This window comes from Roseateles sp. 22389 (assembly GCF_052044995.1).
In the GTDB taxonomy this organism is placed as follows: domain Bacteria; phylum Pseudomonadota; class Gammaproteobacteria; order Burkholderiales; family Burkholderiaceae_C; genus Roseateles.
In genome coordinates, this window is record NZ_JBQEOF010000021.1 from 1 (window position 1) to 14,494 (window position 14,494).

General features: G+C 70.8%; 11 protein-coding genes. 4 read left to right on the forward strand and 7 right to left on the reverse strand.

Annotated elements, in window-relative coordinates:
• From ACTJKJ_RS22585 to ACTJKJ_RS22615, 7 genes are all read right to left on the reverse strand, one after another.
• Window positions 1–1,430: HlyD family type I secretion periplasmic adaptor subunit (locus ACTJKJ_RS22585; protein ID WP_440821772.1), on the reverse strand; the 1,430-nt coding region annotated here is incomplete at its 3' end.
• Window positions 1,427–3,622, reverse strand: a complete 2,196-nt coding sequence (locus ACTJKJ_RS22590) for a type I secretion system permease/ATPase (RefSeq protein WP_440822204.1) — start codon at window positions 3,620–3,622, stop codon at window positions 1,427–1,429. The genes ACTJKJ_RS22590 and ACTJKJ_RS22585, both read right to left, overlap by 4 nt.
• A gap of 201 nt (window positions 3,623–3,823) precedes the next feature.
• Window positions 3,824–4,168 carry a translation initiation factor Sui1 gene (locus ACTJKJ_RS22595; RefSeq protein ID WP_440822206.1) on the reverse strand — a complete coding sequence of 115 codons (345 nt, stop codon included), beginning with the start codon at window positions 4,166–4,168 and terminating at the stop codon, window positions 3,824–3,826.
• 47 nt (window positions 4,169–4,215) lie between these two features.
• A complete protein-coding gene (locus tag ACTJKJ_RS22600) occupies window positions 4,216–6,504 on the reverse strand; it encodes an alpha/beta fold hydrolase (RefSeq protein ID WP_440822208.1) in 2,289 nt (762 codons plus the stop codon).
• Window positions 6,501–7,616: a tRNA dihydrouridine synthase gene (locus ACTJKJ_RS22605; protein WP_440822210.1), complete on the reverse strand. Its 1,116-nt coding sequence runs from the start codon at window positions 7,614–7,616 to the stop codon at window positions 6,501–6,503. Before ACTJKJ_RS22605 ends, ACTJKJ_RS22600 begins: the two co-directional genes overlap by 4 nt.
• A gap of 127 nt (window positions 7,617–7,743) precedes the next feature.
• Window positions 7,744–8,280: a M48 metallopeptidase family protein gene (locus tag ACTJKJ_RS22610; RefSeq protein WP_440822212.1), complete on the reverse strand. Its 537-nt coding sequence runs from the start codon at window positions 8,278–8,280 to the stop codon at window positions 7,744–7,746.
• Between the two features lie 7 nt (window positions 8,281–8,287).
• Window positions 8,288–10,222 (reverse strand): M3 family metallopeptidase, encoded by a 1,935-nt coding sequence (locus tag ACTJKJ_RS22615; RefSeq protein ID WP_440822214.1) that lies wholly within the window; start codon window positions 10,220–10,222, stop codon window positions 8,288–8,290.
• A 33-nt stretch (window positions 10,223–10,255) separates the two neighbouring features.
• Here ACTJKJ_RS22615 and ACTJKJ_RS22620 point away from each other — a divergent pair, with 33 nt between their 5' ends.
• From ACTJKJ_RS22620 to msrB, 4 genes are all read left to right on the forward strand, one after another.
• Window positions 10,256–10,630 carry a 2Fe-2S iron-sulfur cluster-binding protein gene (locus tag ACTJKJ_RS22620; protein WP_440822216.1) on the forward strand — a complete coding sequence of 125 codons (375 nt, stop codon included), beginning with the start codon at window positions 10,256–10,258 and terminating at the stop codon, window positions 10,628–10,630.
• Between the two features lie 216 nt (window positions 10,631–10,846).
• Window positions 10,847–12,391, forward strand: coding sequence for a methyl-accepting chemotaxis protein (locus ACTJKJ_RS22625; protein ID WP_440822218.1), 1,545 nt, complete (start codon window positions 10,847–10,849; stop codon window positions 12,389–12,391).
• Window positions 12,392–12,529: 138 nt separating this feature from the next.
• Entirely contained in the window at window positions 12,530–14,041 is a 1,512-nt protein-coding gene (locus ACTJKJ_RS22630) for a protein adenylyltransferase SelO (RefSeq protein ID WP_440822220.1), read from the forward strand.
• Window positions 14,038–14,493, forward strand: a complete 456-nt coding sequence (gene msrB, locus ACTJKJ_RS22635; protein ID WP_440822222.1) for a peptide-methionine (R)-S-oxide reductase MsrB — start codon at window positions 14,038–14,040, stop codon at window positions 14,491–14,493. Before ACTJKJ_RS22630 ends, msrB begins: the two co-directional genes overlap by 4 nt.
• The last annotated feature ends 1 nt before the right edge of the window (window position 14,494 follow it).

The window sequence follows — 14,494 nt, forward strand, 5'->3', positions numbered from 1 at the left end:
TCCTGCACCGGGTTGAACAGGTACTCGATGACGCGCCGTCGTCCGGTCTTCACCTCCGCCGTCACGTTCATTCCCGGCGTCAGCCGCACCGGCTTGCCATCGACATCGATGGCCCCTTTCCCCAGCACCAGCGTCACTGGGAAGATCGCCCCGCGCTTCTCGTCGTTCACCGCATCCGCGGTCACGCTTTTCACCGTGGCCGGCACCGTGCCGTAGCGCGTATACGGGAAGGTCTCGAGCTTGATCTCCGCCTCCTGGCCCGCGCGCACGAAGCCGATGTCCTTGTTCTCGAGCACGACCTCCGCAGTCACCTCAGCCTCATCAGGCACCAGCACCAGCAGCACCTGCGCCTCGGTCACAACGCCACCTGCCGTGTGCACCGCCAGCTGCTGCACCGTACCGTCAACGGGGGCCGTTAGCTTCGTCAGCTGATTGCGCTTGTTGGCCTTGGCACCTTCCTCGGCCAGCTGCTTGAGCTTCAGATCTGCTTGCGCCTCTCGATCCCTCAGCGTTCTCAGCGTCTCCGCCCGGTACGACGCCGCCGAGCCGCGCGACTCCGCCAGCGCCGCCTGCGCCTCACGCTGGCGCGCCAGCGCCATCGCCAGGTCCTTCTCCTGCTCCACCCGCTCGCGCGTGCGGTCCTGCCCGGCGTGCCCCGCCACGAAGCCCTGATCGCTCAGCGCCTTGTAGTCGCGCTCGCGCTGCTGCGCCATCGGCACCGTGCTCTGCAGTTTCTCGACAAGCTGCTTCGCCGTGGCGATCTCCGCCTCGCGCCGCTCCAGCTCCGCCTGCAGCTTCGCCAGCTTGGCCGAGATGTCCGCCCACTCGCTCTGCAGCTGGAAGCGCGCGCTGTCCGCGTCCTCGCGCGGCATCGTCTTCACTGCCTCGGTGGTCAGCAGCGGCATCCCGCCGCCCGTCAGCGACTGCAGCAGCGCCCGCGCCCGCAGCACTTCCGACAACGCCGCCACGCGCTCCTTCTCGACGCGGTGGCTGTCCGCCTCCGTCATCGTCGAGTCCAGCGCGATCAGCAACTGCCCCGCCTTCACCTTGTCCCCATCCTTGACGAAGACCTCCCGCACCACGCTGGTCTCCAGCGGCTGAATGGTCTTGCTGCGGTCGCTGACGATGATCCGCCCCTGCGCCACCGCGACGATGTCGATCTGCCCGAGCATCGCCCAGGTCAGCGCGATCAGGAACAGGGCGCAGATCGCGATCGCCGCTCTCCTGGGCGCCGGATGCGGCGGTGTCTCCTGCAGCTCCAGCGCTGCCGGCAGGAAGGCGCGCTCATCGGCCATGCGCCGGGGTCCGGCGAGCTCCTCGCGCCGCTCCCATGCGGCCTTGAACACCGCCGCATATCGCGCGAGCAGCTCGCGCGCCGGATGACGCGGCGCCTCGGGCGCCGTCGTCGCATCGATCGGTGCCGCGCTCATTCCGAGCCTCCTTCGCCCTGCATGCGCCACAGATGCGCATAAAGCCCCTGAGGCTTGGCGATCAGTTCCTCATGGCTGCCCATCTCCGCGATGCGGCCCTTCTCCATCGCGATGATCCGGTGGGCATGCCGCACCGCGCTCAGGCGGTGAGCAATGATGAACACCGTCCGCCCCTGGCAGATCGCGCGCATGTTCTTCTGGATGATGGCCTCGCTCTCGTAGTCCAGCGCACTGGTGGCCTCGTCGAAGATCAGGATGCGCGGCTGCCCGAACAGCGCCCGTGCGATCGCGATGCGCTGGCGCTGCCCACCCGACAGCCCCGTGCCCTGCTCCCCGACCACCGTGTCGTAGCCCTCGGGCAGCTCGGCGATGAAGTCGTGCGCCCCGGCCAGCTTGGCCGCGTGGATCACCGCCTCGATCGGCGCTGCCGGATCAGCGATGGCAATGTTCTCCCGCACCGATCGGTTGAACAGCATGTTCTCCTGCAACACGACGCCGACCTGGCGGCGCAGCTGCGTCGCGTCGGCCATGGCGATGTCCTGGCCGTCGACCAGCACCCGGCCCGACTCCGGCACGTACAGCCGCTGCAGCAGCTTGGTCAGCGTGCTCTTGCCCGAGCCGCTGCGGCCCACGATGCCGATCACCTCGCCCGCGCTCACCGCCAGGTCCACGCCGTGCAGCACCGGCTGCGCGTCGGGGCGGTAGCGGAAGGTGACGTTCTCCAGCGTCACGTCGCCGCGCACGCGCGGCATCGCGCCGGCGCTTTGCGGCCGCAACTCGGTGCGGGTGTTCAGCACGTCGCCCAAGCGCGCCATCGAGATGCCGGTCTGCTGGAAGTCCGTCCACATCTGCGCGATGCGCATGATCGGCTGCGCGACGCGGCCGGCGAACATGTTGAACGCGATGAACTGGCCCACGCTCAAGTGGCCTTCGATGACGAGCTGCGCGCCCCACCACAGCGTGGCCGCGTTGACCAGCTTGCCGATGAGGTTGATGCCCTCGTTGCCGTACTGGGCCAGCGTCTGGGTGCGGAACGACGCCGACACGTAGGCGGCGAGCTGCTCATCCCACTTGCGCGCCATCTGCGGCTCCAGCGCGCTGGCCTTGACGGTCTGGATGCCGGTGACCGTCTCCACCAGCAGGCTCTGGTTCTCGGCGCCGCGAGCGAACTTCTCGTTGAGCCGGCCTCGCAGCACCGGCACGATCGACAGGCTCAGGATCAGGTACAGCGGCAGCGAGACCAGCACGATCAGCGTCAGCGTCGCGCTGTAGCTGAACATCACCGCGATGAAGATCACCGAGAACAGCACGTCCAGCACCAGCGTGAGCGCGTTGCCGGTTAGGAACTGTCGGATGTTCTCGAGCTCGCGCACCCGCGCCACCGAGTCGCCGACACGCCGCGCCTGGAAGTAGGCCAGCGGCAGGCTCAGCAGGTGGCGGAACAGCCGCGAGCCCAGCTCCACGTCGATGCGGCTCGTGGTGTGGCTGAAGACGTAGGAGCGCAGGATGTTGAGCGCGCTCTCGAACAGCATGATCACCACCAGCCCGATGACCAGCACGTCCAGCGTGGTCAGGCCCCGGTGCACCAGCACCTTGTCCATCACCACCTGGAAGAACAGCGGGCTGACCAGCGCGAACAGCTGCAGGAACAGCGAGATCGTCAGCACCTCGCCCAAGAGCCGGCGATGCTTGACGATGCTGGGGATGAACCAGGAGAAGTCGAACTTGGCGAGTTCGCCGGCGAGGCTCGCGCGACTGGTGATCAGGATCAGTTCGCCGGTCCACTCGGCGGCGAAGGTCTCGATGGGTTCGATCGTGGGACGCGCCGACGCTTCGTCGCCGCTGGGGTCCATGAACAGCACCCGCTTGCCGTCGCATTGCGCCAGCACCACGGTCCGGCCGTCCCGCAATGTCGCCAGCGCCGGCAGCGCGGCCAGCGTCAGGCGGTCGATCGTGGTGCGCGATGGCTTGGCCTTGAGCCCCAGCCGCTTGGCGGCGAGCAGCAGGTCCCGCATCGAGGGGGTGTCCGTTGCGCCCAACCCCAGGCTGTGACGCAGCGACGGCACGTCGGCGGCGACGTGGTGCAGGCGGGCCACGATCGCCAGCGCCGCCAAAGCACCGTCTCGCGCTTCGGTGGGCTGCTGGTCTGGGACCACTTCTTCGCGCGGTTCCTCGGGCCCGCGCCCTCCCATCAAGGCGTCTTGCGCGCCCGTCCCTCCCGACATCACTCCCACCCTTCAGCTGCCGTCTATGGCGGCTCAAACTTGTATGACTAAAAGGTTAAGGTAGGTGGTGATGTGTTGCCCACCCCACCAAAAAGGGGTGTGACTTCGAAACGTCTTTCTCCGGTCGCCTGGCGCGCACGGCAGTTAGATGTCGGTATGAGGAAAGGCCTAACCGCCCGCCTTCTTCGGCGCGAACCCCGCCTGCGTCAGCCAGGCCATCACCTTCTCCAGGTGATCCCCTTGGATCTCGATCGTGCCGTCCTTGACGGTGCCGCCGCTGCCGCACGCCGCCTTGAGCTTCTTCGCCGTCTCGGTCAGCTCCGCCGCCGTCATCGGCAGGCCCAGCACCACCGTCACGCCCTTGCCCTTGCGGCCTGCCGTCTCGCGTCGCACCCGCACCTTGCCGTCGCCCAGCACGGCCGAGGCCGCCTGCGTCTTGCAGCGGCAATCCGCCTGCGCCTGCCGGCATTGCGGGCAGATCCGCCCGCTCTCCGTTGAATAAACCAGCGCCATCGCCTGCTCCCAAGTCCTTGTCCGTTGCCTCGTCCCGCGCCTGGCGCTCAGCGCGCCAGCGTGCGCGCGAAGAAGGCGTCGATCGTCCGGTACAGGTGCAGCTTCGCGCTGCGGCCGGCAATGCCGTGCGCCTTGCCCGGATAGATCATCAGCTCGAAGGGCCGCGCCTCGTTCTGCAACGCCTCGGTCAGGCGCAGCGTGTGCTCGAACAGCACGTTGTCGTCCGCCGTGCCGTGCACGATCAGCAGCGGCCTGGTCAGCAGCTTCGCGCGGTCCACCAGGTTGGCCTGCCGGTACGGCGCCGTCTGGCCGCCCTTGCCGTCCTGCGGCATGCCCAGGTAGCGCTCGGTGTAGGCGGTGTCATAGAGCGTCCAGTCGGTCGGCGGCGCGACCGCCACCGCCGCCGCCAGCGGCGTGTCGGCGTCCAGCATCGCGCGCTCGGCCAGGAAGCCGCCGTAGGACCAGCCGAAGAAGCCGATCCGCTTCGCGTCCACGCCCGCCACCTGCTTCGGCAGCTGGCGCACCGCCGCGAACAGGTCGCCGACATCCACCTCCCCGAACGCGTGTCGGTGCGCGCGCGTGAACTCGCGGTCGCGGTTCTGCATGCCGCGCGTGTCCAGCGTGAACACGCCGTAGCCGCGACGCTGCCAATAGGCGATCAGCGCCGTGTCGCGGTTCCAGTTCCAGTTGGTCGTCGAGGTGCCGGGGCCGCCGTAGGCCATCGCGATCACCGGATGCGGACCGGCCCGGCCGTCCAGCGGCGCGAAGTACAGCGCATTCAGCGGCGTGCGTCCATCGGCGGCGGTGATGTCCACCACCTGGGGCGCCGGCACGATGCGCGCCAGCAGCGGATCCGGCGCGTCGCCCGGCAGCGCCACCGGCTGCGCGCCGGGCCGCACCGCCTGCAGCGACAGCGCCGGCGGCTCGCCCCAGGCGCCGCGCGTGACCAGCAGTTGGCCGCAGGCGCCGTCGCCGCGCGCATCGCGCCACTGGCGCGGCTGGGCGCCGTCCAGCTCACGCCGCGTGCCATCCAGGTCGATCGCGAACAGCTCGCGCGAGCGGCCCCGGTCGCGGGCCGCCGCGTAGACCACCGTCTTGCCGTCGCTGCACACGCGATGGGCGACAGGCTCGGGCTCGTTCGTCAGCGGGCGGCGCTCGCCGGTGCGGCGGTCCACCAGCACCAGCTGCCGGCGACCGGAAGCCTCGCTCGACCACAGCAGCGCCGGCTGGCCGGACAGCGTCAGGCCGTCGATCTCCAGCAGGTCGTCGTGGACCTCGACCCAGGCCGGATCGCGCTCGTCGATCACCGTGCGGCCGGGGCCGGCACTGTTGGCGTATTCGGTCAGCGCCAGCTTGCGCTGGTCGCGCGTGAGCGTCTGCAGCCACGGCGTGCCGTCGCCGAACCAGCCGGCCCGCGCCACGTATTCCGCATCCATCGGCAGCGGCAGCGGCGTCATGCGGCCGTCCGCCACCTGCAGCGTCCATGCGGTCACGCGGGCGTTGTGCTCGCCGGCGCCGGGGTAGCGCTGCTGGGTCATCGTCGTCCGGTCGGCGAAGATCTGCGCCCGCGTCTTCACCGGCACCGCGCTCTCGTCGACGTTCAGCGCCAGCAGCTGTTTCCCGTCCGGCGACCACCAGTAGCCGCGCTGGCGGCTCAACTCCTCCGCCGCGATGAACTCGGCCAAGCCCCAGAAGCGGGTCTCGGTCGCGCCCTGGGTCAGCGCGCGTGCGTCGCCGCCATCCAGCGGCTGCACCCACAGCTCGCCGCCCTTCACGTAGGCGATGCGGCTGCCGTCGGGCGAGCAGGTGGGATCCTGCTCCGGCACCTGCTCGTCGGCCGTCAGGCGCTGGGCCTTCGGCCCCTGGTCGGTGAGGCGCACCAGGTACAGGTCGCCCGACAGCGGGAACAGCAGCGCCTTGCCCGACGGCCCGCACCACTGGTAACCGGTGATGCCGCCCTGCGAGATGCGCTTGCGCTCCAGCGCCATGCGTTCCGCCTCGGTCAGCTGCTGGCTGCGGCCGCCGAGCACCTCCGCCGCCGACACCAGCTTGCGCGGCGCGCCGCCGGCCGTCGGTTGCGCCCACAGCTCGAGCTGGTCGCTGTCGGTCTCCGATGGACGCAGGTAGCTGACCCAGGCGCCATCGGGCGAGATCTCGGCCTGGCGCACCTGCCGGCCCTGCAGCGGGGGATCGCCGAAGACGCGTTCGAGCGTGAGCGGCGTGACGCCCTTGTCCTTCGCCGTCGCGGCGGGCGCGGTGGAGGCGGCATCGGCGAACACCGGCGCCAATGCGGCGGCGAGCGCCAGCAGGCGCGTGGTCAGCAGGGAAGCGGTCATGCGGCGATCAGCGTGTCGCTGTCTTGTCGTTGATCGGAATCGGTGGAGCGGTCGAGCGCGTCGTCGGCCTCGCAGGCGGTGAAGGCGTCGACCAGGTCGTCCTCGTCGCCGCCCTCGGGCGGTGCCTGGGGATCGAGCGCGTCGCCGAAGAGCGTCAGCGCCAGCAGATCCGGCGCGTTGATCGTGCGCACGCGCTGGTAGGTGGCCTCGGCCTCGGGATAGCGGCGGCGCAGGTAGTGCAGCCACTGCTTGAGCCGGCCGGCCTGGTGGCGCGTCGCGACCTTGCGGCGCACCTGCGCGAAGAAGCCCGCCATCAGCGGCAGCATCTCGGCCCACGGCAGCGCGCCGAGCGTCGCGGCGCCCTCCACACCGGACGTGCCGGACGCGCTGGTCCCGAGCGCGGCGCGCAGCGCCAGCGCCAGACCCGGATCGGCCACCATGCCGCGACCGAGCATCAGCGAGTGGCACCCCGATTCGCGCAGGCAGCGCAGCGCGTCCTCGACGGTCCACACCTCGCCGTTGGCGACGACGTCGATCGCGATGGCCTCGCGCACGACGGCGATCTGGTCCCAGTAGGCGGGCGGCTTGTAGCCGTCGCGCTTGGTGCGGCCGTGGACGACCAGTTCCGACGCGCCGGCCGCCTCGATGGCGCGGGCGCAGTCGAGCATGCGCTCGCGATCCTCGTTGCCGAGCCGCATCTTGGCCGACACCGGCAGATGCGCCGGCACCGCGCGACGCACCGCGGCGACGATCTCGCCGACGAGTTCGGGCTCGTCCAGCAGCACCGCGCCGCCGCGATGACGGTTCACCGTCTTGGCGGGGCAGCCGAAGTTCAGGTCGATGCCTTCCGGATCCAGTTCGGCCAGCCGCGCGGCGTTCTCCGCCAGGCACTGGGGATCGGAGCCCAGCAACTGCGCCCGCACCGGCACGCCGGCGCGCGTGCGTCCGCCGTCCAGCAGCTCGGGCACGATGCGCGTGAACACGCGGCGCGGCAGCAGCTGATCGGTGACGCGGATGAACTCGGAGACGCAGCGGTCCACGCCGCCGACACGGGTCAGCGTGTCGCGCAGCATGTGGTCCAGCAGGCCCTCCATGGGCGCCAGCAGAATCATGGGAAGCGAGGGGATCCGCCGTGCTCGTGGCGCCGCGGACCGGGGTCTGGAAAGGCCGAGAGCATAGCGGAAGCGCCTGTTCCAGGGCCTCGGCGCGGCCGCGCGGGAGCGCCCACCGGGGCGGACGTCACGGGCCGTCCGCGTCGCCGCCGGTGCCGGTCTTCCCGCGCTTGGCCAGCGCCTCGTCGTGGTCGCGCACGCTCAGCCACAGCCGCACGTCGAATTCCAGCTGCGCGTAGCCCGGCTCCATGTGGTGACACAGCGCGTAGAAGGCCTTGTCATGCTCGAGCTCCTTCAGATGCGCCAGCTCGTGCACGACGATCATCCGCAGGAACTCCGCCGGCGCCTCGCGGAACAGCGTCGCCACGCGGATCTCGCGGCGGGTCTTGAGCCGGTTGCCCTGCACCATCGCCTGGCGCGTGTGCGTGCCCAGCGCATGCTGGATGACCTTGAGCCGGGCGTCGTAGGCCACCAGCGCCAGCGGCCCGGCGTTGCGCATGAAGCGCTGCTTCAGCGCCTGCGTGTAGTCGAACAGCGCCTTGTCGCTGCGGACCTCATGCGGCTCCGGATACTTGCGCGCCAGCAGCGGGCCGAGCTCGCCCGCGTCCAGCAACTGCCGCGCCTGCGCCACCAGCGCCGGCGAATAACCCTGCAGGTACTTCACCGCGCCGTCACTGCAGCGCCGCGGCCGGCGCGCCGTAGTGCGCGCCGATCCACTGCTCGAAGCGCTCGAACATCGCGCGCTCCGCCGCGTCGCCGCCATCGCCGTTGTCGGCCAGCAGCTCCGCGCCGTGGACCACCATCACCCGCGCTTGCAGCGGCGGGCCGTCGTCGGTGCGCGCGCCTCGGCGCTCGGCCGCTTCCAGCTGGTCGAGCGCCGTCGCCCACGCCTGCTCCACCGTCTCGTCGCAGGCCTGGGCCAGGTAACGCGCCGAGAAGCCCTCGCCCGTCAGCCGCCGCAGCGTCTGGTCATGGCTGAGGCTGTTGCCCGGCGCCCAGTAGGCCTCGGCCAGCGCGGGGCCGATCGCGGGGTTGTCGGTCAGGTAGCCATCTCGGCGCAGGAAGATGGCGCGCGTCTGGTAGACGGCCATGTGCGCGAGCAGGTAGCCCTGGTAGGACGCGGCGGACTCCTGGTTGAGCAGGTGCGGGATCGCCAGGATCGGCCGCGGCGCCCGGTCCACGCCCTGGATGCGACGCTCCATCGCGCGCGCCAGCGCCAGCACCGCCGCGGGCGTGCGCTCGGCATCGGGCATCGCGTACAGCGCCGCCTCGAAGTAGGCCACCACCGCGATGGCGCGCTCGTCGAAGGCGCGCATCGGCTGCGTCGCGGCGATGCGCTCGCGGATCAGCTCGTCTGGGATGGTCGCGCCGTCGACGGTGCGCGCGTAGCGCTTGAGCCAGTCCGCGTCGCCCAGCAGGCTGTCGCAGAACATCGACTGCGTCTCGGCATAGGCCATCGAGGTCGGCGCGAACTCCTGCGAGAAACACGGCGCGTTCTGCGTCACGTTGGCGAAGTGCGCCGCATGGCCGCCTTCATGGAACAGCGTCACCAGCCCGCGCGCGCCGCTGCCGATCTGGTCGGGCTTGGCCTCGGCGGTGAAGTTGATCTCGCCGGCGTGCCAGCGGCCCTGCTCGTCGAACCAGGTCGGCAGCGGGCCATGGCAGAAGCCGTTCTGGTACTTGCCCGGCCGCTGCAGCAGGTCCAGCCGCAGGGTCGCGCCGCGGTACTGGATGCCCAGCCGGCGGAAGCTCTGCACCCAGCGGCGCAGCGCCGGGCCGAACGGCAGGTAGGGGTCCAGGCGCCGGGTCACGTCGCCGGCGCTGTGGAAGCGCAGGTTCCAGGGCTCCAGCGCCGAGGGGCCATGGCGCGCCACCAGCGCGTCGAGCGCGCGCCGCTGCGCGGCCTCGGTCCGCGCGACGAAGTCGTCCAGGATGCCGAACAGCTCCGCCTTGGTCATGCGCTCGTTCTTGCGCAGCTTCATCTCGAAGTAGTCGCTGAAGCCCAGCGCGCGGGCCAGCCGGTTGCGCAGCGCGACGATCTCCAGGAAGCCGTTGTCCAGCACCCAGCGCTCCACCGCCGCCAGCCCGTCGTAGGAGCTGCGCCGGCGCGACTCGTCGGGATTGGTCGACGCGTTGGTCGACAGCATGGTCAGCGTCGCGGCCTCGGTCTCGCCGCGGTCGTTGACATGGGTGGGCGCGAAGTCCTTGCGCCTGGCGAAGAGCAGGCGCTCGGCCTCGATCAGCTCGGCCATCAGGCGACGGCCCTCGTCGTTGTCGATGATGTTGGCCTCGAACACGCCCAGCCAGCCCCGCAGGCCGTGCGCCAGCGCCTTCACCGCGTCGGTGGCGGGCGTCGTCGCCTCGACCGCCGCCTTGATCGCCGCCAGGTGCGCGCGCGTGGCGGCCAGGCGGTCGGGGTCGGCGATGAAGGCCTTGTAGTCGGTCTCCGCGCGGCCGAAGCCTTCGTGGTCGTCGCTGGTGGCCATGTAGGTGGCCCAGAACAGGTCTTCCTTGCGCTTGTGCACCGCGACGTAGTCGTGGTTGAGCTGGTCGAAGAAGGCCTGGGCGGCCTGCACGGCCGGCGTGGGGAGCGAGGTGTCGGGCATCGGCGCAGCTTAGCGCAGGGCATCATGGCGCCCATGAGTCACGCCCCTGATGCCGCCGGGGACTCCGGCGACCGCCCCGAGACCGCGCCGGCCGTTCACGCCGTCGAGCTCCAGCCCCAGGGCTGGCGCTTCGACGCGCCCGAGGACCAGACCCTGCTGCTCGCCGCGCTGGACCACGGCCTGCGCCTGCCGCATTCCTGCCGCAACGGCACCTGCCGCGCCTGCATCGCCCGGCTGGTGGCGGGGCGCATCGATTACCGCATCGAATGGCCCGGCCTGTCCCGCGAGGAGAAGGACGAGGGCTGGATCCTGCCCTGCGTCGCCTGCGCGCGCTCGGACCTGGTGCTGGACCAGCCGCAGGCGATCAACCTGTTCGAGGTCCCGCCGCCGCCCAGCGCCCGCGGGTGACGCCCCTCGCACGCATCGCCGGGGCGCGCCGACGCGAAAACCCGACACCCCCCCGCGCGGCCGCCGGTTCCGCGCTTTTGTTCACACGACACCCCGCATATCCATCGATCAGGGGCAACCCTGACAAGGCAGCATCGCGTCCGTCTCACGGAAACACCACGACGCCATCACCGCGCCCACGGGGCCGGTCGGGGCGCGCAGAAGAAGGACCTCCGAATGCTGAACTTGAATCGATGGCGGCTGCGCAGCCGCGTGCTGGCCGGCTTCGCGCTGGTGATCGTGCTGATGGCGGTGGCCTCGGCGGTGGGGGTGATCCGCGTGTCGATGCTGCACCAGCGCATCGAGCGCCTGGTCGAGGTCGACATGCATGCGCTGGAGCTGTCGCGCCAGTGGTCCGGCCTGACCGAGGGCAACATCCAGCGCCGCATCGTGCAGCTGGTCGTTGATGACGAGACCTTCGTCAAGGCCTTCACCGCGCGTTCCAAGGAGCTGTCGGCGCGCATCGACAAGATCCAGAAGGAGCTCGACGAGACCATCACCGACCCGGTGGGCAGCAAGCTGATCGACGAGATCGGCGCGGCGCGCAAGAAGTACCAGGACGCGCGCGATGCCACGGTCAAGGCCAAGGAAGGCGGCGAGGACGTCAAGCCGGTGGCCGCGACGCAGTTGATCCCGGCGATGAACGACTACCTCGCGGCGATCGACAAGTTCGCCGAGCACACCCGCGACCTGCTGCAGGACGCCCGCAAGGAGGCGCAGGCCGAAGCGACGAGCACCCGCCAACTGGTCGTCACGCTGATGGTGGTGGCGATCGCGCTGGGCGTGGGCATCGCGCTGGTGATCACGCGCTCGGTGACCGAGCCGCTGGCCCAGGCCCAGGCGCTGAGCCGCGCCATCGCCGACGGCGACCTGAGCCGCCGGGGCGGCGAGGTCGACGGCACCGACGAGGTCGCCGCGCTGCGCCGCTCGCTGCAGGAGATGCAGCGCCGGCTGGCCGACACGATCGCCGGCGTGCGCTCCGCCGCGGACCAGGTCCGCCACGCGTCGTCCGAGATCGCCACCGGCAACGCCGACCTGTCCAACCGGACCGAGCAGGCCGCCAGCAGCCTGGAGGAAACCGGCGCCGCGATGGCGCAGCTCGGCGAGGGCGTGAAGCTCAATGCCGAGTCCGCCCGCGAGGCCGATGCGCTCGCGCAGACCGCCTCCCAGGTCGCCGGCCGCGGCGGCGCGATGGTGGAGCAGGTCGTGGCGACGATGAACGAGATCCAGCAGTCGTCCAACAAGATCGCCGACATCATCGGCGTCATCGACGGCATCGCGTTCCAGACCAACATCCTGGCGCTGAACGCCGCGGTCGAGGCCGCGCGCGCGGGCGAGCAGGGGCGCGGTTTCGCGGTGGTGGCCGGCGAGGTGCGCTCGCTGGCCCGTCGCAGCGCGGAGGCGGCCAAGGAGATCAAGTCGTTGATCTCGGCCTCGGTCGAACGCGTCGACGGCGGCTCCCGCCTGGTCGGCGAGACCGGCTCGACGATGCGCGAGATCGTCAGCAGCGTCGAGCGCGTGACGCGCATCATCGGCGAGATCTCGGCCTCCAGCGCGGCCCAGTCGCTGACGTTGGGCGAGATCGGCCAGGCCGTGCGACAGCTCGACCAGATGACGCAGCAGAACGCGGCGCTGGTCGAGGAATCGGCCGCGGCGGCGGAGTCGCTGAAGGACCAGTCGGCGCAGTTGGTCGACGCGGTGGCGAGCTTCAAGCTGGGCTGACCGGGCACGGCCGCTGGCCCTCACCCCCCGCCCTCCCGCAAGCGGGCGAGGGAGCCAGTGGCAGCGCGCCGCCCGAGAGCATCCCCCTCTGCGAAGGGGCCAAGGGGTGCTCGGTAAACTGCCCCGATGAATGCGCCAATGCAAGGGGCCGGGCTGGCCCGCTGGACCCATCGATACGCGAGTCTGGGGCCGGATTTCTACACCGAGCTGCCCGGCACCGGCCTCCCCGACCCGCACTGGGTCGCCACCAGCCCCGATTGCGCCGCCCTGCTGGGCTGGCCCGCCGACTGGTGGACCCGCCCGGAGATGCTCCCGGCCTTCAGCGGCAACGCGCCGCTGCCCGGCATGAAGCCGCTGGCCACCGTGTACAGCGGCCACCAGTTCGGCGTGTGGGCCGGCCAGCTCGGCGACGGCCGCGCGCTGCTGCTGGGCGGCGTCGACGGCCCGAACGGCCATTTCGAGCTGCAGCTCAAGGGCGCCGGCCTGACGCCCTACTCGCGTCGCGGCGACGGCCGCGCGGTGCTGCGCTCGTCGATCCGCGAGTTCCTCTGCTCCGAGGCGATGGCCGCACTGGGCATCCCCACCACGCGCGCGCTGGCCATCACCGGCTCCACCACGCTGAAGGTGCAGCGCGAGCGCGTCGAGACCGGCGCCGTCGTCACCCGCGTCGCGCCCAGCTTCCTGCGCTTCGGCCACTTCGAGCACTTCACCCACCACGGGATGGAAGCGCGCACGCGCGAGCTGTTCGACTTCTTCATCCGCCACCACGCGCCGGAATGCGCCACCGCGCCCAATCCCGTCACCGCCGCGCTGGCCAAGGTCGCCGCTCAGACCGCGGAACTCGTTGCGCAGTGGCAGGCCGTGGGCTTCATGCATGGCGTGATGAACACCGACAACATGTCGATGCTGGGCCTGACCATCGACTACGGCCCCTTCGGCTTCATGGACGGCTTCGACCCCGGCCACATCTGCAACCACTCGGACCACCAGGGCCGTTATGCCTTCGCGCGCCAGCCGCAGGTGGCGTTCTGGAACCTGCATGCGCTGGCCCAGGCGCTGCTGCCGCTGATGCCGGGCGTCGACACCGACGCCGAGGCGGCCGGCGATGCGCTGATCGAGTCGCTGGAGATCTACCGCGAGCGCTTCGGCACGGCGCTGCTCGGCGCGATGCGCGCGAAGCTGGGCTTGAGCGCGGAGGTCGACGAGCGCGGCGAGGACGGCCCGCTGATCGACGACTGGCTGCGGCTGCTCGCCACCCATCGCACCGACTACACGATCGCGCACCGGCGCCTGTCGGGCTTCGATCCGGCGCAGCCGGTCGAGGCGGCGGCCAATACGGCCCTGCGCGACCTGTTCCTGGACCGCGCGGCCTTCGATGCCTGGGCCGGGCGTTACGCGGCGCGCTTGAAGATCGAGCCGGCGGACGCACATGCGACCCGTGCCGCTCGCATGGACGCGGTCAATCCGGCGGTGGTGCTGCGCAACCATCTGGCCGAGACGGCGATCCAGCGGGCCGAGGCCGGCGACTTCGACGAAGTGCGCCGGCTGCTGGAGGTGCTGCGCCGCCCGTTCGACGCGCCCGCCCAGGCGTCCGACGCCGACTTCCCGCCCGACTGGGCGCAAACGCTGGAGGTTTCCTGTTCATCATGAGCCGCTACGACAAGTTCACCGAGAACGCCACCGAGGTCGACCGCGACCGCGACACCGCCTACCCCGTCCAGAAGACCGATGCCCAGTGGCGCGAGCAGCTCGACCCGACGCAGTACCAGGTCGCCCGCCACGCCGCCACCGAGCGCGCCTTCACCGGCAAGTACTGGGACCACTGGGAGGCCGGCCGCTACAACTGCGTCGGCTGCGGCACGCCGCTCTTCCAGGCCGACACCAAGTTCGACGCCGGCTGCGGCTGGCCCAGCTATTACGAGCCGATCAACGCAGAGGTCATCGAGCGCGTCGTCGACAAGACGCATGGCATGGTGCGCGTCGAGGTGCGCTGCAACCGCTGCGGCACCCACCTGGGCCACGTCTTTCCCGATGGCCCGGAACCGACGGGCGAGCGCTTCTGCATCAATTCGGCCGCGATAGACTTCGAGCCCCAGCGCTGAG